This is a genomic window from Parerythrobacter aurantius (assembly GCF_045291475.1).
GTDB classification, from domain to species: domain Bacteria; phylum Pseudomonadota; class Alphaproteobacteria; order Sphingomonadales; family Sphingomonadaceae; genus Parerythrobacter; species Parerythrobacter aurantius.
Window position 1 is genome coordinate 1660571 of the sequence record NZ_CP147985.1, and the last position, 20038, is coordinate 1680608.

Annotated in this window: 14 protein-coding genes; 11 read left to right on the top strand and 3 right to left on the bottom strand. The window is 64.7% G+C overall.

Annotated elements, in window-relative coordinates; translation table 11 throughout:
- Positions 1-95: 95 nt before the first annotated feature.
- The 8 genes from WAB17_RS08215 (at position 96) to WAB17_RS08250 (ending at position 11198) form a co-directional block, all read left to right on the top strand.
- Positions 96-1634, top strand: coding sequence for a putative bifunctional diguanylate cyclase/phosphodiesterase (locus WAB17_RS08215; RefSeq protein WP_435416872.1), 1539 nt, complete (start codon positions 96-98; stop codon positions 1632-1634).
- A 1-nt stretch (position 1635) separates the two neighbouring features.
- Positions 1636-3042, top strand: coding sequence for a methyl-accepting chemotaxis protein (locus tag WAB17_RS08220; protein ID WP_435416873.1), 1407 nt, complete (start codon positions 1636-1638; stop codon positions 3040-3042).
- Positions 3043-3129: 87 nt separating this feature from the next.
- A complete protein-coding gene (locus tag WAB17_RS08225; RefSeq protein WP_435416874.1) occupies positions 3130-3615 on the top strand; it encodes a (2Fe-2S)-binding protein in 486 nt (161 codons plus the stop codon).
- Positions 3612-5876, top strand: a complete 2265-nt coding sequence (locus WAB17_RS08230) for a molybdopterin cofactor-binding domain-containing protein (RefSeq protein WP_435416875.1) — start codon at positions 3612-3614, stop codon at positions 5874-5876. The genes WAB17_RS08225 and WAB17_RS08230 overlap by 4 nt, the downstream gene beginning before the upstream one ends.
- Positions 5877-5887: 11 nt before the next feature.
- Positions 5888-6355, top strand: coding sequence for a c-type cytochrome (locus tag WAB17_RS08235; protein WP_435416876.1), 468 nt, complete (start codon positions 5888-5890; stop codon positions 6353-6355).
- A gap of 7 nt (positions 6356-6362) precedes the next feature.
- A complete protein-coding gene (locus WAB17_RS08240) occupies positions 6363-7283 on the top strand; it encodes an XdhC family protein (RefSeq protein ID WP_435416877.1) in 921 nt (306 codons plus the stop codon).
- Positions 7276-7851 carry an NTP transferase domain-containing protein gene (locus WAB17_RS08245; protein WP_435416878.1) on the top strand — a complete coding sequence of 192 codons (576 nt, stop codon included), beginning with the start codon at positions 7276-7278 and terminating at the stop codon, positions 7849-7851. Before WAB17_RS08240 ends, WAB17_RS08245 begins: the two co-directional genes overlap by 8 nt.
- A 95-nt stretch (positions 7852-7946) precedes the next feature.
- Positions 7947-11198: an amidohydrolase family protein gene (locus tag WAB17_RS08250; protein WP_435416879.1), complete on the top strand. Its 3252-nt coding sequence runs from the start codon at positions 7947-7949 to the stop codon at positions 11196-11198.
- Positions 11199-11204: 6 nt separating this feature from the next.
- On the opposite strand, the gene WAB17_RS08255 is transcribed toward WAB17_RS08250, so the two are convergent.
- From WAB17_RS08255 to WAB17_RS08265, 3 genes are all read right to left on the bottom strand, one after another.
- Entirely contained in the window at positions 11205-12161 is a 957-nt protein-coding gene (locus WAB17_RS08255; protein WP_435416880.1) for a sensor domain-containing diguanylate cyclase, read from the bottom strand.
- 143 nt (positions 12162-12304) lie between these two features.
- A complete protein-coding gene (locus WAB17_RS08260) occupies positions 12305-12973 on the bottom strand; it encodes a helix-turn-helix domain-containing protein (protein ID WP_435416881.1) in 669 nt (222 codons plus the stop codon).
- 95 nt (positions 12974-13068) lie between these two features.
- A complete protein-coding gene (locus WAB17_RS08265) occupies positions 13069-13767 on the bottom strand; it encodes a queuosine precursor transporter (protein WP_435416882.1) in 699 nt (232 codons plus the stop codon).
- Positions 13768-13927: 160 nt separating this feature from the next.
- Between WAB17_RS08265 and WAB17_RS08270 the strand changes: the two genes are divergently transcribed.
- From WAB17_RS08270 to WAB17_RS08280, 3 genes are all read left to right on the top strand, one after another.
- Positions 13928-15274 (top strand): NupC/NupG family nucleoside CNT transporter, encoded by a 1347-nt coding sequence (locus WAB17_RS08270; RefSeq protein WP_435416883.1) that lies wholly within the window; start codon positions 13928-13930, stop codon positions 15272-15274.
- 11 nt (positions 15275-15285) lie between these two features.
- Positions 15286-16215, top strand: a complete 930-nt coding sequence (locus WAB17_RS08275) for an isopenicillin N synthase family dioxygenase (RefSeq protein ID WP_435416884.1) — start codon at positions 15286-15288, stop codon at positions 16213-16215.
- A gap of 233 nt (positions 16216-16448) precedes the next feature.
- Positions 16449-19958, top strand: a complete 3510-nt coding sequence (locus WAB17_RS08280; protein WP_435416885.1) for a TonB-dependent receptor — start codon at positions 16449-16451, stop codon at positions 19956-19958.
- The last annotated feature ends 80 nt before the right edge of the window (positions 19959-20038 follow it).

Consider the following 20038-nt stretch of genomic DNA (forward strand, 5'->3'; position numbering starts at 1 on the left):
TCACGGTAAACACGGGCTTAACCCTTGCTTAGTTTTTGCGGGATAAATCCGTCTGAGCGCAGGACAGGCGCGGATGTGACAAGGTTGCTGGCGCCGTGAAGGATACCCGTTCCGAACTCTGGGCAACCAAACACCTCGTGTTTGCGCCCATCATCGTACTTTCAGCGATTTTCGCGCTGACGGTCGCCGCGATGGTCGCGCTCGACGGTACCGATTATCTGCCCTGGCAAGTCCTGGCAGGGCTGGGGCTTGCCACCTATGCAGCGGCAATCTGGGCACTCGCACGATGGAATTCGGCAGGGTTCGACCGCATGGAGCGCCTCGGCAAGATCGATTCGCTCACCGGCCTCCCCAATCGCCGGGCGATCCACGCCGATGTCGCCCGCGATGCGGCCGGTGCGCAGGAACTCGCTATCGCCATCGTGGATCTCGACGGTTTCAAGTCGGTCAACGATCATTACGGCCATGGTATCGGCGACCGGCTGATCAAGGCCGCTGCCGAGTGCATTGTCGGGACCTGCGGACAGGACGCACGCTGCTATCGCCTGAGCGGCGATGAATTCGCAGTGGTCGTGATCGGGCCGATCGCCGGCAATATCCTCGAAGGGCTATGCCGCACACTGATCGAACAATTTCGCACACCGCTGTTCATCGACGATCGCCGGATCACCGTGGGTGCCAGCGTGGGCCTTGCCCGCAGCAACGGGCGGGACGGATTGTCGCATTCCGAATTACTGCGCCGCGCCGACGTTGCGATGTATGCCTCGAAACGCGGCGGCAAGATGCGCTGCACCTGGTACATCGAGGAATTCGACCGCAACCGCGAAGCACGCCGCGATCTCGACAACGACCTGCGGACGGCACTCGCCAACGAGGAATTCCGGCTCCATTACCAGCCGCTCGTCGATGCGCATTCCGGCGAGATTGTCGCGGTGGAATCGCTCCTGCGCTGGGAAAGGGCGGATGGCCAGGCGATAGGCCCCAATGTCTTCATTCCGATCGCCGAGGAAAGCGGCCTCATCAATGCCATCGGGCTGTGGGTGCTCCGGCGTGCGTGCACCGATGCGAGGGACTGGAACGACCTGAAGCTGTCGGTCAATGTTTCGGCGGCGCAGCTGCGCAATCCCGAGTTCCCGGTCCAGGTGGGCCAGGTGCTCGAGGAAACCGGCTTTCCCGCCGAGCGGCTAGAGCTGGAGGTTACCGAAACCTGCCTCGTGCTCGATCCGGTGGTGGTCGGACGCAGTCTCGACGTGATCCGCCAGTTCGGGGTCAGCATTTCGCTGGACGATTTCGGGACCGGCTACGCCTCGATCGGATTCCTGCGGCAGTTCCGCTTCGAGAAGCTGAAACTCGACCGGTCGCTGGTGGTCGATGCCCAGGGCGACGACGGCAGCCGCGCTATGATGATTTCCAGCATCTCGCTGGCCCGGGCCATGGCCATGGACGTTACCGCCGAAGGCGTCGAAACCGAAGACCAGGCCGCCATGGTGAGGGCAGCCGGTGCCGACCAGATACAGGGCTGGCTCTATTACCGGGCGATGCCCAGCGACCAGATCAACCAGCTTCGGGACAAGTTCTGCGTGGCCGACGGTAACGGGCGCCTGCAGGGCAACAAGGACAGGGGAGTAGGATAGGATGAGCGCGATCGACGATCTCGCAAAGGACGTGCGTAACAGCGTCGAGCAGGAACTGCGGGCCGAGCTCGTCTCGGACGGAGTCCTTGCCGACGACCGTACGAGCCACGGTGCCGGCGGGTTGAACCTCCGGCGGGGCAAGGGGCAATTGCTGGTCACGATCGGCGTACCGGTTTCTCTTTTGCTGGCGGTTGCCATGACCGGCTGGATCGGGCTGGGCCAGGTTGCCGAAGCGCAGGATGTGGCCCAGGCGATCCAGTATGCACGCAGCAGCCTGCTCCTGGTTCTTGCCATCGCGTGCGCCGTCATGTTCGCCGGGGGGGTCTACCTCAACAAGACGATTGTCGAATTCGCGGCCAACATGGTCGAGCAGATGAACCATATCTCGCACGGCCGGACCGACATGGTCATCGCCGGGCAGGACCGGGTCGACGAATTCGGCGACATGGCTCGTTCGCTCGAAATCATGCGGCGGGGGACCAAGCGGCTGCTGACGCTGACCGAGCGGGAAAAGAGTGCCAAGGCCGAACGCGATGCCTTGCGGGCCCAGCGGGACAACGAGATCAAGGATTTCGCCGCGCATTTTGATCGCACCATTGCCGAGGTCGTCAGCGGAGTGGCTGCCGCCGCATCGCAGTTGCACGCCACGGCCAGCGATATGTCGCGGACGGCGGAACAGTCCACTCACCGTTCGGAAGAGGTGGCCAAGTCGATGGAAGAAGCCGCAGCAGGGGCCTCGGCCGCTGCTGCCGCCAGCGACGAATTCGCCATGTCGATCGGCGAGATCAGCCGCCAGGCGGCCGATTCCGCCGAAATGGCTCGCAAGGCGCGCACCACGGCGGGCGAGGCCGACGGAACCATTTCCGCGCTCGACCAGGCCGCGACCCAGATCGGCCAGGTGGTGGAGCTGATCTCCAGCATCGCCAGTCGCACCAATCTTCTCGCACTCAATGCCTCGATCGAGGCAGCACGGGGCGGCGAGGCAGGTCGCGGTTTTGCGGTGGTCGCATCGGAAGTGAAGGAACTGGCCAGCCAGACGACCCGCGCGACCGAGGATGTCGCGGCGCAGATCCAGGCGATCCAGCAATCGACCGGCGCCAGCGTCAGGGCGCTGCGCACCGTCAGCACCGACATCCAGCAGATCGAATCGACCGCGATCGCCATCGCCTCGGCGGTGGACCAGCAGTCGGTGGCCGGGCAGGACCTGGCACGCAGCATTGATCGTGCCGCACGAAACAGCGAGAATGTTGGCCAGCACGTGCGCGAAGTGCGCGAGAATGCGCTGCGGACCGGCTCTGCGGCGGCTCAGGTGCTGAACTCGGCCAGCGAGCTGGAGCAGCAGGCGTCGACCCTGCGCGCGCAGGTCGATACCTTCATGGCCAAGATCAGGTCGGGAACGACCAGCTAGCAAGCCGCGCCGCCATTGCGCGCCAGCCCCTTCGCGGGCATATTGGTTGCAGCTCGCAACCAATATGCCCGAGGGGAGCTGGCCTCAATGATCGAATTTACCGTCAACGGAACGCCAATCTCGGTCGAAGCCGATCCGGCCATGCCGATCCTGTGGGTCGTGCGCGAGAAACTGGGGATGACCGGCACCAAGTTCGGTTGCGGCATCGCCCAGTGCGGCGCCTGCACCGTACATCTGGATGGCCAGCCCATCCGCAGCTGCTCGATCCCGGTGTCCGAAGCCGCCGGCAGGGACGTAACGACGATCGAGGGCATCGCTGGTCCTGAGGGCGAGCTGAGCAAGGTCCAGCAGGCGTGGATCAGCGAGCAGGTGCCGCAATGCGGCTATTGCCAGTCGGGCCAGATCATGGCGGCGACCGCCTTGCTGCGCGACAACCCGAGCCCGTCGGACGCCGATATCGACGCGGCGATGAGCGGCAATATCTGCCGCTGCGGCACCTACACCCGCATCCGCCGCGCCATCAAAGTGGCCGCCGGGCAAATGCCCGCCCGGACCGAGGAGGGCGCGGCATGAACGAGCAGACGTCTCTCGAGCCGGAGCGTAGCCAGTCCAAAAGCCGCTTGGCCAAATGGTCGCGGCGCGGCTTTATCGGCGCCGGCGTGCTGGCAGGGGGCGGCCTCCTGATCGGCATCGGCGTACGGCCGGGCAACCCCGTCGGCAAGCTTGGTCCGATCGTGGCGGGCGGCGAAGGCGAGCACCTCGTCAACAGCTGGGTCAAGATCGACAGCGACAACATCGTCACAGCCATCGTCCCGCATTGCGAGATGGGTCAGGGCGCGCATTCGGTGCTGGGCCAGATGCTGGCCGACGAACTCGACGCGGCGTGGGACAAGGTCCGGGTGATGCAGGCGCCGGCGGACGGCAACTATGTCGTCACCGACACGGCGCGCATGTTCGTCGCGCCCTTCACGATGAACGCGGCAGACTGGCTGGAGCCGACCTGGAACGGGCTGTTCACCCAGATCGGAAAGCTCGCCGATGCGATGATCACCGGTGGCAGTTCCTCGATCAGGACCACCGGCCAGCACCAGATGCGCATTGCCGGCGCGGCGGCGCGGCAGATGCTGGTCGGTGCGGCAGCGCAGGCCTGGGGCGTCCCGGCTGGCGAGATAACCACGGCCGACAGCATGCTGATGCACGAACGGTCGGGCGAGTCCGCGCCCTATGCCGAATTCGCCAGCGCTGCGGCCGAACAACCGATGCCGCAGGTGCCCAAGTTGAAGGATGTCAGCGAATACCGCCTGATGGGCAAGAGCAAGGCCCGCACCGACATTCCCTCGAAGGTCGATGGCACCGCCAAGTTCGGCATCGATGCCCAGCCCGATGTCGAAGTGCTGGCCTATGCCGCCGTGCGTCGGCCTCCGGTGCCTGGGACCACCGTCAAGGCGATGGATGCCGCGCAGGCCAGGGCGATGCCGGGTGTGCTGCAGATCCTCAACATGGGCGATCATGTCGCCGTTGTGGCCGACAGCTACTGGCAGGCACAACAGGCGCTGGCTGCGGTTACGACGGAGTGGACGGCTTCGGCCAGTTCGATCAGGACCACCGCCGACCAGTTTGCCGCCTTCGCCAAGGCGCTCGACGAAGCCGGCGACACCGGCGGCAGCGAAGCGGCGGGCAAGGGCGATGTGGCCAAGGCTTTTGCGGCGTCGGCCAAGACAGTCGAGGCCGAATACCGCGTCCCCTTCCTCGCCCACGCGCCGATGGAGCCGATCAATTGCACCGCCAGCTTCAAGGACGGCAAGTGCGAGATCTGGACCAGCACACAGGTACCGCTGATGGCGCGCAGCGCGGCGGCTGGGGCGATCGGGGTCGATGCCGGGGACGTCATCGTCCACCACCCGATGCTGGGCGGCGCCTTCGGGCGGCGGCTGGAAAGCGAATATGTCACCATGGCGGCGCGGATCGCCAAGGCGACCGGCTATCCGGTAAAGATGATCTGGAGCCGCGAGGAAGACACGCAGAAATCGATCTATCGCAACGCCGACACCTGCCGGTTCAAGCTGGGCCTCGACAAGGATGGTTCGCTGGTCAGCTACAGCAGCGCCTTCACCCAGCGCAACGACCCGCCGCAGGCCTGCGTGCCCGCCGGATACGCCATTCCCAACCTGTCGGTTCGGGTGGCCGAGGCGCCGCTCCACCTGCCCTTCGCCGCCTGGCGCTCGGTCGACCATTCGCAGCACGGTTTCTTCATCGAAAGCATGATCGACGAGGCGGCACATGCGGCGGGCAAGGATCCGCTGGACTATCGGTTGGCGATGCTGGCCAGCGCACCGCGCCACAAGGCGGTCCTGGAGAAGCTGCGCGAGGTGAGCGGATGGGACACCCCGGCAGGGGACGGCAAGGGTCGCGGCGTGGCTCTGGTCGAAAGCTTCGGCTCCATTGTCGCAGAGGTCGCGGAAGTGGACATGACGGGCGGCGAGCCGCGCGTTACCAAAGTGTGGGCGGTGGCCGATCCGGGCTATGTCATGAACCCCGACGGCTTCCGTAACCAGATCGAAGGCGGGATCGTTTTCGGGCTTACTGCGGCGCTTTATGGCGAACTCGATCTTGAGGACGGCGCAGTCGTGCAAAGCAATTTCCACGATTACCCCATGATGCGCATGAACGAGGCGCCCGATATCGCTGTTACACTTGTCAACAGCGGGCCGGTGCCGGTGGGCGGTGCGGGCGAGCCGGGCTTGCCGCCCGCTGCTCCGGCGCTGGCGAATGCGATTTTTGCCGCCACGGGCAAGCGCATCCGCAAACTGCCGATCGCGAAGCAATTCGCATGACGGGGGCAGCCATGTCCCTTCGTCTTGCGACCGTCGCCTCTTGTGCATTGCTGCTCGCAGCCTGCGGATCGGCCGAACAGCCGCCGGTCGAACAGATCGTTGTGCGAGAGCCGGGCCAGGCTTCCGCGGCATCTCCGTCCGTTCCCGCAGGGCCGGTGCCCGCAGCAGGCGATCTGGTAACGCGAGGAAAGGCTGCCTTCGCGTCCTGCGCCGCCTGCCACTCGGTCGAGCCCGGCGCACCTTCGGGCGTCGGGCCGAACCTGCACGGCGTGGTCGGCCGCAAGGCTGGGGCGGTCGAGGGCTTTGCCTATTCCGATGCGCTCAAACGCTCGGGCCTGACGTGGAGCGCGGCCGAACTCGACGCCTTCCTCGCCGATCCCGCCGCGAGGGTGCCCGGCACGGCCATGGCCGCAGGCGCGGTGAGCGAGGAAGCGACCCGAAAGGCGATTATCGCCTATCTTGCAACGCTGACCGGCTAGGCGAGCCTTGGACCAGGGCCGCGTTTTCGCTTTCCTGCAGGCACGACAGGCAGCCGGCCAGCGCTGTGTGCTGGTAACGGTATTGAGCGTCGAAGGGTCTTCCATGCGCAATCCCGGCACACACATGGGCGTGGCCGGGGATGGCAGCTTTGCAGGTTCGCTGTCAGGCGGATGCATCGAGAACGCGGTGGTGGCAGAAGCGCTCGAAACGCTCGCGGATGGGTCCCCGCGCGTTGTGCGCTTCGGCGCCGGGTCGCCCTACGTCGATATCAAGCTACCCTGCGGCGGCGGCCTCGATATCCACTTCCAGCCGCTGGAGGGGACGGACCTCGTGACAAGGGCTTGCGAAGCCATTGCCCGGCGCGAACCTTTTTCCATGGCGATCGAGGGCCAAGCGCGTTTCATCACCGGCTGGCAACGGGGCGATGCAACCTTCGGTCATTGGCCCGAACTGCGCCTGCTGATCGTAGGCCACGGGGCGGGGGTCGAGGCGCTGGCCAAGCTCGCCCGGGCAATGGAACTTGGAAGCCATGTGTTGACGCCTGATGAGCGTATTCTTGCGACCCTCGCCACACACGAGCTTTCGGCCACGAAACTGGACAAGACCACCGACACGCACTTGCTTGCGAGCGACCCGTGGACCGCCATCGTCTTCCTGTTCCACGATCATGACTGGGAAGTGCGGCTCATGCATAAAGCGCTGGAACTGCCGCACTTCTACCTCGGTGCCATGGGCAGCCGGAAAGCCCATGCAGCACGGTGCGAGGCATTGGCGAAGGCCGGCATCGGCGCCGGAACCCTTGCCGCCATAAAGGCGCCGCTGGGCCTGTTCCATTCGTCGCGCGACCCCGAAACATTGGCTCTCAGCGCGCTGGGAGAGATTGTGCAGGCCTACCAGGCAACCGACTTCGAGGGCCGGTATGGCTAGCGTTGTTCCCGTGGCAGTTGCAGTGCTGGCAGCGGGGCAGTCGCGACGCTTCGGCGAAGCGGACAAGCTGGCGGCCCCGTTCCGCGGCGGCTTGTTGGGCCATCACGTGTGCGCAACGCTCGGCCCGCTACCCTTCGCGCATCGCTGGATCATCGCGGCGGACGACAGCCATCCATGTGTGCCTGAATGGCGGGCTCAGGGTTTCGCCGTTGAGATAAACGATCACGCGACCAGCGGCATCGGAAGCTCCGTCGCTGTGGCGGCACGACTGGCGCGGCAGGCCGGGGTCGCCGCCCTGCTGGTCGCGCTGGCGGACATGCCGCTGGTGCCGGCGTCGCATTTTGCCGACCTGCTGGAACAGGCAGCGCCCGATGCCTTGCTCGCGTCGCACAACGGCGTGTCCCCGACACCGCCCGCCCTGTTCGGTTCGACTTTCTTTGACGAGCTTGCGCAAGCAAGCGGCGATGCCGGGGCCCGCGGCTTGCTGGCGGGGGCAGCCATCGTGCCCTGCGACCCGGACGTGCTGGTCGATATCGACGATCGGGAAACGCTTCGACGCCTCGCTTGACCGGCATCCTCTGGCGTTGGTCGAACGCGCCATTGGCATAGTTGCATGCCCTGCTAGAAAGCCCGTCATAAAACATTCGATTGGGGGATTGTCCGATGAGAACTCTTCACGCCCTGCTGGCGACCAGCGCGCTAGCCATGCTCCCTGCCGCCGCCATGGCTCAGGATGCGGGTGCGGAACCGGCCGTTGCAGCCGCGCCCGCCGCTGCGGAGGAAGTCAAGAAGGACGAGAAATGGGACGTCAACGCCCCGCGCGGCGCGACCATCCGGCAGGTCCCGATCAGGACCGAGGAAGGCACGTGGATGGATGTCGACGTCTCGCCCGACGGCGGAACTGTCGCCTTTACCCTGCTCGGCGACATCTACACCATGCCGATCGGCGGCGGGACGCCGACCCGTATCGCGGAGGGCATGGCCTGGGAAGTTCACCCGCGCTTCTCGCCCGACGGTCGCCGCATTGCCTTTACCTCGGACCGGGGCGGCGGTGACAACATCTGGCTGATGAATGCCGACGGCAGCGACAAGAAGCAGCTGACCAAGGAAGACTTCCGCCTGCTGAACCAGCCGAGCTGGAGCCCGGACGGCCAATACATCGTCGCCAAGAAGCACTTCACCACCGGTCGTTCGCTCGGCACCGGCGAGGTCTGGCTCTACCATGTCTCGGGCGGGGGCGGCGTCAAGCTGGTCGAGCGGCCGAGCGAAGCGCACCAGAAGGAACTGGGCGAGCCGGTCTATGCGCCCGACGGCAAGGCGATCTATTTCACCCGTAACGACACCGGCGGCCCGATCTTCGAATACGCTCAGGATTCCAACGCCGGCATCTTCGTCATCGAAAAGTACGAGATCGACAGTGGGGAACGCAGCACGGCGGTTGGCGGCTATGGCGGCGCGGTGCGCCCGGCACCGTCGCCGGACGGCAAGAGCATCGCCTTTGTCCGCCGCGACAAGGACCAGTCGCAGCTCTGGATAAAGGACTTCGCCAGCGGCGAAGAACGCATGATCTACAGCAAGCTCGATCTCGACGTGCAGGAAACCTGGGCCGTGACCGGCGTCTATCCCAATATGGACTGGACGCCCGACGGACGGTCGATCGTGTTCTGGGCCGGCGGGAAGCTGCGCCGCGTCGACAAGGACGGTTCGGGTGAAGCGGTCATCCCCTTCCGCATCGACGACACCCGCGACATTGCCGATGCGCCGCATCCGGTAGTCCCGGTCGCACCCGACAGCTTCACAACCAGCATACCCAAGTTCGCCGTGGTATCGCCCGATGGCGCTAACGTCGTCTTCGAAACGCTGGGCAAGCTCTACAGCAAGCCCGTAGGCGGCGGCACACCCCGCCGCTTGTCCTCGGCCGAAGGCATCGAGGCCTGGCCATCCTTCAGTCGCGACGGCCGCAGCATCGTTTTCGTGCGCTGGACCGACGACGGTCTCGGTCGGGTGGTGGTCGCCAATGCCGGTGGCGGCGGCGAGAAGATCGTGACCGGTCAGCCCGGCCACTACGCGGTCCCCCGGTTCTCGCCGGATGGCAAGACGATCGTTTTCGAGAAGCGCGGTGGCGGCTACCTGACCGCGCCCGAGTATTCCGATGCCCAGGGCATCTACCGCGTCGCCGCAGCCGGGGGCACGCCGGAACTCGTGTCCGACGCGGGCTCAGCGCCGCAGTTCGGAAACGGCAATGATCGCCTGTTCATGGTCGAACGCAGCGGGAGCGGCATTTCGCTCGTCTCCACCGACTTCAACGGCGAGGCGAAGCGCACGCATGCGACGGGCGATCTCGCCAGCGAGTTTCATGTCTCGCCCGACGGGCGCCTCGTCGCCTTCCGGCAGAATTACGAAGTCTTTGCCATGCCGCTGATGCCCGGCGGGCAGGCCGTCGGCGTTGGCGAGAAAGGCGGGTCGCTGCCCGTGACCAAGGTCTCGACGGGCGGTGCCGACTACATCGGGTGGACCGATGGCGGCCGGACCCTGACGTGGACGATGGGGCCGGTGCTCTACCGGGCCGACACGGCCACCTTCTTTGCCGACGCCCCGGGATCCGATGCGAAGTTCACGCCGCCTTCCAGCGGGGTCTCGCTCGCCATGCAGCAGCGTGCGTCCAAGCCGTCCGGCACCGTCGTGCTGACAGGTGCCCGGATACTGACCATGGCCGGCGAAGGGGCCGGAGCCATCGAGAACGGTACCATCGTGATCGAAGGCGACCGGATCGTGTCCGTTTTCGACAGCACGACCGCGCGCTTCGCGCCACCTGCCGGGGCCAAGATCATCGACATGTCGGGCAAGGTCATCATGCCGGGCCTCGTCGACGCCCATGCCCATGGTCCGCAGGGCGTCGGCGACCTCATCCCGGAACAGAACTGGTCGCTGGTGCAGAACCTTGCCCTCGGCACAACGACGATTCACGATCCCTCGTCGCAGGCCAGCATGATCTTTGCTGCGGCCGAGCGCCAGCGTGCCGGAATGCTGCTCTCCCCGCGCATCTTCTCGACGGGCGAAATCATCTACGGCGCCCGTGCGGCCGACGTCTATGCCCGAATCGACAGCTACGAGGATGCGCTGGCGCATGTCCGCCGGATCAAGTCCCAAGGCGGCATCTCGCTCAAGAACTACAACCAGCCGCGCCGGGAGCAGCGGCAAATGGTGGTCGCGGCTGCGGCAGCCGAAAACATGCTGGTGGTGGCCGAGGGAGGGTCGCTGTTCGGGATGGACATGAACCTCGTGGCCGACGGCAATTCGACGGTCGAACACAATGTGCCTGTCGATGTCTTCTACGAGGACGTGCTGCAATTCTTCGGGCAAAGCCAGACCAACTACACGCCCACGCTGGTCGTCACCTATGGCGGGCTGGCGGGCGACCCCTACTGGCGGCAGGCGACCGATGTGTGGGAGAACCCGCTGATGGTGCATACGCCGCCCAAGATGCTGCTGGCGGAAACCGCGCGCCGCACCAAGGCCCCCGAGTGGGCCTTCGTCGACGACAACAACGCCCGCGAGGCACGCAAACTGGCCCAGCGCGGTGTGAAGGTCAGCATCGGCGCCCATGGGCAACAGGCGGGCATCGGTTCGCATTGGGAGCTGTGGAGTTTCGTACGGGGCGGCATGACCCCGGTGGAAGCGCTGCGCGCCGGGACCATCGTGCCCGCCCAGTCGCTCGGCATGGCGGCGGACATCGGCAGCCTCGAAGTCGGCAAGCTGGCCGACCTCATTGTGCTCGATGCCGATCCCAGCGTCGATATCCGCAATTCGGACAAGATAGCCCAGGTCATGCTCGGCGGGCGGCTTTACGATGCGCGGACCATGAACGAGGTCGAGACAGGCACCGCCAAGCGCAAGCCCTATTGGTGGGAGTGACCGCGCCTAGCCCGCGCGCCTGAAGTTCATCCCGGGGGCGCGGCTCGGCGGGGCGGCAAGCTGCGCGCGGCGCGGACGGTCTCGGACCACCTGCCCGCCGCTGCCGCCTGCCTTGCCCATCGCAAGGGCCCGTTCGGCCCGTCGCAGCGTGTCGTGCGGACAGGTGCCGATAGCGGCGATCCCGACCGAGGCGGACAGCGGCATAGTGACATGGCCGGCGCGAAGATGGTCGGCGAATACACCCTGCGCCGAGCGGCACAGGCGGATGGCAGCATCGTCCCCGGTTTCCAGCAGCAATACGGCAAACCGGCTCCCGCCAATCCTGGACAGGGTGTCACCGGTCCGCATGACGTTGCGCAGGACTTCGGCGAAACCGGCCAGCAGGCTGTCGCCGAAGCCGTGGCCCAACCGGTGGTTGATGGCACCGAACAGGTCGATGCCGAACAGGGCGAGCGATCCGGCAAATCCCCTGTCGGTAACATGGGTCAACATGGCGTCGAAGGCGATGCGGTTGGTGAGGCCTGTCAGCGGATCGGTCATCCGCGCGGCAAAGAGGCGATCCTCGAGCATGCGGCGCTCGTGCACGTCCCGCAGGATGCCCAGCACGCTGCCGCGCCCGGCGCCATCGCGCATCGGCACCAGGCGCATTGCATACCAGCGCCCGTCGTGGACGCCGGTCCCGATGCGGAATTCAATCCAGGCGCGTTCGCTGTTGCCACCAGCAGCCAGCGCGAGCTCCGCTTCGACAGCGTGCAGGTGCGGCTCCGCTACCAAATCCTGCAGGCGCGGAGGGATGAGCAGCGGTGTCGCCGTCTGGCCGGACTGCGGACGCAGCAGGGCAATGCCCTGCGAAGCCTGCGTTATGAAGCCGTCGCTATCGGCCTTGAAGATGATATCGTTCGCTGCACCCGAAATCAGCTCGCACAATTGCGCGAGTTCCCCTGCTGAAAAATCCAGCATCATTGCTTCTGCCCCCACAGATACGACCCGCAATATATTGCGAGAATATTTAGTTACCCCTGTTAGTCGATTTAATTAACTTGTGTTACTTTAGAATCGACATACCGAGTATTAACTATAGTCTGTGGAAAATTGGAAGAAGTATTTCACAGGTCGATCATGATGCGTATCTGGTGCGGGTTGCAGCCATAGGCTTCGGAAATGACTCTCCTTGCCTCGGCAATGGCTGCTTCGGCGTGCCCGATGTCGCGACCGGTGATCAGTTCCGCTTCCGCCACGCCCAGGACCATGGCCAGCGCGCCGATACGGCTGCTGACCGGTTGCGATCGGTCATGCTCCCACGCCCACACGGTCGGCTTGCTAACGCCGAGCTGCTCGGCAACCTGCGCCAGGGTTAGTCCGCGTTCCTGCCGCAAGGTGGCAAGCCGCTTGCCGAGCGAGCCCTGGCCAAGACCGGGTGCCTGGGCGAATTCCTCTCGCGGGGCAATCGAGCTTTGCAGTTCCGCAGCGCTGAGCGCGGCTTCCGGAAGCGGCTGGAGAAAACGGCATCCGTGGAGCGAAGCGCTACGCCATACGACCTTGGCGACGGTAGGGCCGGCGTGGGGCAGGTCGACGACCACTTCCTCGCCCTCGCCGAGCGCTACGTCGCTTTCCAGCAGCAGGCCTCCGGTCGAGATATTGTGAAGCCGGACAAGCGTTTCCTCCCCGTTAGCGCGCATGCCCTCGGCGGCCAGCCGGATGGTGCGGCGGACCGAGGTGCGGGGATCTTCGGCTGGGGATCGGGGGGCGGCATCAAGCAAGCCGGGAATAGCCACGTCGTCGTTCTCCTGTCAGGGCAGGCGAACGCTCGGGCCTTAGAGTTAAGGACGTGTTAGCGGGTTTGGTTAACGCGGCGTAGCCGAAGCATTCTTCAGCCGAACCGACGGTCGAGCCACTTCGCCATGGCAACCCCGCCTGTGATGAGGAAAGGGACCAGCACGAAACTCAAGGTGACCTTGGCCAGCACCTGACCGATCAGCAGGTTCGTGATGTCGAACTCGCCATAGAAGGCCAGCGTCACGAAGATGATCGAATCGATCGCCTGGCTGAGCGCGGAGGCGATCGCGCCGCGGACCATCAGGCTCAGCGTGCCGCCTTCGGGTCCGGCGCTGCCGGCCAGCTTGGAGAAAATCCAGATGTTGAGCAGGAGCGACGTGATATAGGCCGCCGGCCCGGCCATCAGGATACGCGGCGTCTGGCCCAGAACCCGTTCGAAGGCAGCCAGGTCTTCGGCGCGGAACTGCAGCATGTCGGGCGACGCGGGAAGGTTCAGGACGAGTCCGATCAGTGCCGCCGACAGGGCAAGCGGCAGGAAACCGATCCACACCAGCTTGTTGGCTGTGGCCTTGCCGTAAAGCTGGGCGATCGTGCTGGAAATGACCACGAGCAGGAGGAAGGGGAAGATACCCGCCTCCACGGCCAGCTGGCTCGGCCAGAGCTGCACCTGCTTGTAGGCGACCACGCCGGCAAGGACAGTCATCCCGCCATAAAGGACGAGATAGGTGAAAAGCCCGACGGGAAGGCGAGGGGCCGGGTTCGCAACCGGTGTGTCGACGGTGGTCTGTTCCATGGCCGGGGCTTAGGCGAGAGCAGGGGGACAAGGGAAGTGGCTATGGCATCCCTGGCCGCTAGTTTCCCACGACGCCAAGCCGCAGCGTCGTCGCCGCGATTGACTGGAAAGCCCCGAGCGGCAAAGGGGCGGATACCGTTTCGCCTGCGAAAGACTCTCCATGCCGCCCTTCGTGACCAGCATCCTCGGTATCCTGGCTATCCTCGCCATCGCGTTCCTGCTGTCGACGGGCAAAAAGCGGATCAAGCTGCGGGTCGTGGGCGCAGCCTTTGCGCTGCAGGCGGTGATGGCGCTGCTCGTGCTCCGTACGCCGTTCGGTGTGCAAGCGATCCAGGGGCTGTCGAACGGCGTTATTGCCCTGCTCGACTATTCCAAGGTCGGTATCGCCAGCGTGTTCGGCCCAATGGAAGGCAATCCTTTCGCCAACACTTTCGTCATCGCCGCGCTGCCGGTCATCGTCTTCTTCGCCGCGATCGTCTCGATCCTCTATCACTGGGGTATCATGCAGCGGCTGGTGCGTTGGGTCGGCGGCGCGATCGGCTGGATTACCGGCATCAGCAAGGTCGAGGCGCTCGGCAGCGCGGCCAACATATTCGTCGGCCAGTCGGAAAGCCCGCTGGTGGTGCGGCCCTACCTCGCCGCCCTCACGCCCAGCCGCCTGTTCACGCTGATGGCTGTCGGCATGGCCGGTGTCGCGGGGACCATTCTTGCGGCCTACGCCAGCTTCATCGGCGAGGAATCCGTGCCGTTCCTGCTGGCGGCCGCCTTCATGTCCGCGCCCGGGGGCATATTGATGGCCAAGATCATCATGCCGGATGACGAGTGCGACCTTGCACGCGATGCCGCGGGCCTGAGCGCCGGCAATCCGGAAAAGGTCGAACTGCCCGATGCCCGCATCAGTGCGGAAGGGCCCGCCGCGCTGGTCGAAAGCGGCAAGCCGCACGAGGTCGAGGTCGCCGAGACCTTCGAGGAAGGGCACAAGCCCGCCAACGTGATCGAGGCGGCCGCACAAGGCACGCAGACCGGGGTCAAGCTGGCTGTGGCGGTCGGGGCCATGGTGATGGTGTTCGTCGCATTGGTGGCGCTGGCCAACGGCATCCTCGGCGGGATCGGCGGATGGTTCGGCTATCCCGATCTCAGCTTCCAGCAGATGCTCGGCTACGTCTTCGCGCCGGTCATGTTCCTGATCGGCATTTCCGACTGGAGCCAGGCGCAGGTTGCCGGGGGGCTGTTCGGGACCAAGATCGTTCTCAACGAATTCGTCGCCTTCATCGACCTCGGGGCCATGACCGGCAACGAACTGACCGAGCGCAGCCGCGCCATCGTGACCTTCGCCCTGTGCGGTTTCGCCAATTTCAGCTCGATCGCGATCCAGATGGCCGTGACCGGCGGACTTGCGCCCAACCAGCGGCCCGTTATCGCCAAGCTGGGTATCCGCGCGCTTGCTGCGGGCTCCCTCGCCAACCTCATGAGCGCCGCACTGGCTGGCCTCTTCCTTCCATACTAAGATACGCCTCCATGACCGACATCGCATCCGTTTCGCTCGACCAGCCGCTCGAAAACATCGCCGACGAGCTGGGTCGCTCCTTCGCCGAATTCGGCTTCGCCATCGTCCGGGATCACGGCATCCCGCAGGATCTGATCGATCGTGCCGAAGCCATGTCGAAGGCGTTCTTCGCCCTGCCGGAAGAGACGAAGCTGCAATACAAGATCGAAGGCGCCGGCGGCGCGCGCGGCTATACCCCGTTCGGGACGGAAAAGGCCAAGGACGCCCGCGTTCACGACCTGAAGGAATTCTGGCATGTCGGCCGGACGCTGCCGGCCGATCACCCGTTGGCCGAGTACATGGCGCCCAACGTCTGGCCGGACGAGGTGGCCGGGTTCGAGGAGACCTTCGAGCAACTCTACGCCGCTTTCGAACAGGCAGGACTGCGCGTTCTGGAGGCGATCGCCATCCATCTGGAACTTGATCCCAAGTTCTTCGACGATACCGTGCGCGACGGCAATTCTGTAATGCGCCTGCTGCGCTACCCGCCGCTCGAAGGCAAGGAAGCCGAAGGCGCGATCCGTGCCGCCGCCCATGGCGACATCAACACCATCACTCTGCTGCTGGGGGCGGAAGAGGCCGGGCTCGAGCTGCTGACGAGGCAAGGCGAATGGCTCGCGGTCAATCCGCCGCCGGGTGCGCTCGCAGTCAATATCGGCGACATGCTCGACCGGCTGACCAACGGCAAACTGCGCTCGACCACGCACAGGGTGGTCAATCCGCGGGGCGAGGCCGCCTATCGCGCCCGGTATTCGATGCCGTTCTTCCTGCACTTTCGGCCGGATTTCGTGATCGAACCGCTCGCCTCGTGCGGCCGCGAGGTCACCGGAAACGAACCGCAGCCTGCCATCTCGTCGCACGAGTTTCTCTTGCAGCGCCTGCGCGAGATCAACCTCGCCTGATTGGCGCGGGCTCCGGACAGAACAGATTCTCCCGCTGTGTTGCATTGCAGCAACATACTTAAACCATTGTAATTTATGACATCAGGTCAGTTTTGCCGCCTTGCGTGCCGGTGGATGAAATGCTGCCACGGCACTGTAACAATTCGCCTCTCTGGGCCATAGGCGAGAACCGGCTGGGTTCCGACTCAACAGATTCGTCACGATCGTTCCAGAGCGCTCCGAAGGGGTTATCCATGAAGCTCAAGTATTTTCTCGCCGCGACTGCTGCGAGCCTCACTACCGCTGTCGTCCTGCCTGCGCCGCTCGCCGCGCAGCAGATTACCTCGGGCATCGAAGGCACCGTCACCGATGACAGCGGCGCTCCGCTCGCCGGCGCGACCGTCGTCGTCACCGACACCCGCACGGGCCAGTCGCGCACGCTGGTAACCGGCAGCGAAGGCCAGTTCCGCGTCGACAGCCTCGTCACCGGCGGCCCCTACACCGTCACCGCAACCTCGGGCGGCTTCGAAGGCCAGACCATCGAAGAAGTCTTCATCAACCTGCAGGGCAACACGCAGCTGACCTTCGCCCTTTCGGCCGGTTCGGAAGTGATCGTCGTCACCGGCGAGCGTGTCTCGCTGAGCCAGCAGGCGATCGGCCCCGGCCAGTCGTTCGGCGCCGACGCGATCGAGGCTTTCCCGTCGATCAGCCGCGACGTGCGCGACATCATCCGCATCGACCCGCGCGTCAGCCTCGACCGTTCCAACGAAGTCGATCGCGTCAGCTGCCTTGGCGGCAACGACCGTTCGAACGCCTTCACCGTCGACGGCATTGCCCAGTCGGACCTGTTCGGCCTGAACGGCACGCCGTTCGCCAGCCGCAACTCGCTGCCGCTCCCGTTCGATGCGATCCGCGAAACCTCGGTCGAGTTCGCGCCGTTCGACGTCCAGTACGGCCAGTTCACCGGCTGTGCCATCAACGTGGTGACCAAGTCGGGCCGTAACGATTTCTTCGGTTCGGCCTTCTTCACCTACGCTTCGGACAGCCTGCAGGGCGACACCGCCGACGGCGTCGATTTCTCGGCCTCGCCCTACAAGGAAAAGCGCTGGGGCGCGACGCTGGGCGGCCCGATCATTCCCGATCGCCTGTTCTTCTTCCTGGGTTACGAGCAGACCGACCTGGCCGACAGCCAGGAAGAGGGTCCGTCCAGCCTCGGCTTCCCCAACAACACGCCGTGGGTAAACGACGTCCAGTTCCAGCAGTTCTCGGATATCCTTTCGAACACCTACGGGTTCGAAACCGGCGGCATCGCACGTGAACTGGCCGAATCGAGCGAGCGCTACTTCGCCCGTATCGACGCCTACATTACCGAAGATCACCGCCTCGAGGCGACCTACCAGAAGCTCAAGGAAACCAACGTCGAATCCGACGATTTCAACCTGGTTTCGCGGATCTTCACGGGCCTCAACAGCTTCGAGGACGAAGGCACCAACAGCGACTATTACTCGGTCCGGTTGTATTCCGACTGGTCGGACAACTTCTCGACCGAAATCCGCGCGAGCCGTGCCGACGTCCAGGACGTGCAGGGCCCGGTCGGCGGCGGTGAAGCGCAGTCCGACAACCCGATGCCGCGCTTCGTTGTCGGTGTCAGCAACAACGGCCTCAACGGCTCGATCGTGGCAGGCCCCGGCTTCTCGCGTTCGTCGAACGAGCTCAACACCAAGGTCACCCAAATCAAGGCGCTCGGCCGCCTGACCATGGACGAACACACGCTGACCATCGGCGGCGAGTTCAACCAGCTCGACGTGTTCAACCTGTTCGCCCAGAACTCGACCGGCACGCTGACCTTCAACAACCTGACCGATTTTGCCAACGGCATCCTGTCGGGCGGCAGCAACACCAACCCCAACGGCGACGCCATCGCCGCGGGCGGGGCGGCCGGTGCCTACGGCAACTTCACCGCGTCGGGCGACATCAACGATGCGGCTGCCGAATGGAAGCGCAACACCTTCGCAATTTATGTCCAAGACGACTGGCAGGCGACCGACCAGCTCAATGTGGTCGGCGGCGTTCGCGTCGAGTGGCTTTCGGGCGATGCGCCTGAAAACAACCCGAACTTCCTGGCTCGCTACGGCTTCTCGAACTCGGTCGGCTTCGGCAAGCTCGATCCGGTGGTCCTGCCGCGTCTCGGCCTGACCTACGAGCTGTTCAACGAAGGCTTCTTCAGCAACACGCAGATCAAGGGCGGGATCGGTCGCTTCACCGGCGGCGATCCGGCTGTGTACTTCTCCAACGCCTTCTCGAACAACGGCTTCGTCACCGGCTTCGGCCAGACCGGCGCAACGGCCAACACGCAGCAGGGTACTGCAGCCTGTTTCCCGACTACCGGCGGCCGCGCCGACGTGGTCGTGAACGGTCAGTTCACTGGCATTCCCGGATGCGTGACCTCCAACGCGGCGATCCTTTCGGCGCGTGGCCTTGCCGATACCCAGTCGACCGATCCGAATTTCGAAATGCCGACCGTGTGGCGTGCCAACCTCGGCATCGCGACCACGCTGGGCACCGAAACCGGCTTCTTCAGCGACTGGCGCCTCAACCTCGATTTCATCTATTCGAAGTTCGAGAATCCGGTCGACTTCGTCGACCTGGCGCAGGTGGTGAACCCGGCGCTCGGCCTCGGCGGCTTCACGGTCGATGGTCGCCCGATCTATCGTTCGATTGACCCGACCACGATCGGCCGCGTCAACGGCGTGACCAGCGCTTGCCAGGCCCAGCTGCAGAACCAAGGCGGCGTTCCGCCGGTCTATACCAATGTTGGTCCGCAGTGCTTCTTCACCACCAGCGGCACCGGCCTCAACGGCGGCACCGTCGGTCGTGACGACGAAATCCAGCTGACCAACGGCGCGAGCTACGAAAGCAAGATCGCCTCGGTGATCCTGTCGAAGAACTGGCGCAACGGCATCTTCACCGATGGCGGCCGCATCAACCTGAACTTCGGCTATGCCTACACCGATTCCGAGAACAACCGGAACAACAACAGCTCGACGGCTACTTCCAGCTTCGACATCTCGGCAGCGTTCGATCGCCAGAACTCGGCCGTGGCGCGCAGCGAATATTCGTCGACCCACAACATCACGCTGGGTCTCAACGTGCGCGAGCAGTTCTTCGGCGACAACGACACCAGCTTCGGCTTCGTGTTCGTTGCCCGTTCGGGCCGTCCTTACTCGGTCGTGTTCGACAACGGGCCGGGCGAGGTGCTGAACGACAGCGTCAGCGGCGATTTCAACTCGCTGATCTACGTCCCGACTGGCGTGGGCGATCCGAATGTAGTGATTGCGAACACGGCCTTTGCGACCGCGCTCGACAACTTCATCTCGGCCACCCCTTGCATCGCCAAGTACCGTGGCGAGACGTTGCCGCGCAACTCGTGCGAGAACCCGTGGTTCTACGATCTGGACCTGCGTTTCAGCCAGGAAATCCCCGGACCGATGAGCGCGTTCGGCCTGAAGGACGACAAGCTGCGCCTGTTCGTGGACTTCGACAACTTCCTGAACTTCATTGACAGCGATGCCAACACCTTCGAACGCTTCAGCTATACCGAAGGTCTGGTGGTCGCGAGCATCGATAGCGCCGGTCGCTATGTCTACGGTCCGATCACGGGGCAGTACAATGCCACCGCCGGCACTGTCAGCCTGCGCGAACCGCTGATCCAGAGCTCGTCGTCGCTTTGGAAGATCCAGGTCGGCGTCAGCTACGACTTCTAAACCCGGTCATCCGGTCAAAGATACGAGGGCGGCGGCTTCCCATCAGGGAGGCCGCCGCTTTTCTTTGTTCCCGTCCTGCG